The 605-nt window shown below is 57.5% G+C and carries 1 pseudogene; it reads right to left on the bottom strand.

From position 1 onward, the window contains the following. Window positions 1-458: 458 nt before the first annotated feature. Window positions 459-605, bottom strand: a pseudogene (locus QCE79_RS33445) (NAD(+) synthase); the annotation flags it as partial.

Raw genomic sequence — 605 nt, forward strand, 5'->3', positions numbered from 1 at the left:
CTGGTTTCGATCCGGTGGCTGACGAAATCGATTATCCAGCAGACGTTGAACGAGCGAGTAAGCGACTTCAAACCACTCCCGCCTGTCGCAGCGGCGCCGGAGCTGGTGCCAGACGGCCGGAAGCGTCTAGACCAGAGTAACGGGAAATTGGGTCAGTCGCAGCAATCAGCTTCGACAAGGAGGTTCCATGCTGCGCGCAAAAGTAGCCGTTTGTGTGGCAAGCGGCACGCCTGCTCTGAGAGCAGCCTTACTGTGTCTGATGGCGGAAGAGGGACTCGTCTGCAGGCGCGAGAGCAAAGCGCTAGAGTTCGAGTGCGAAGGCGCATCGTCTGGATTCAGACGATTTGCCGCACGAGCGATGAGCCTGCCTGGGATCGAGTCCGTTTCTGTGCACCGAACAATGAACACGTCCGGCTGAGCCGCCAGAAAGTCATCCGAACGAACGCGGGAACTACTGTTTATGAGGCAGGTACCGTTACTGGCAGCGAGCGTTTATGTCGCGTGGCGGTGTAAAAGCGTCGCACCGTAGCCACGACTTCAGAGCCGACGTCCCTGCCCTCCAGGAAATCATCGATATTCTCATAGCTGATGCCATAGCTGTCTTC

Origin of the sequence: Caballeronia sp. LZ003, from assembly GCF_031451465.1 — a bacterium.
In the GTDB taxonomy this organism is placed as follows: Bacteria; Pseudomonadota; Gammaproteobacteria; order Burkholderiales; family Burkholderiaceae; genus Caballeronia.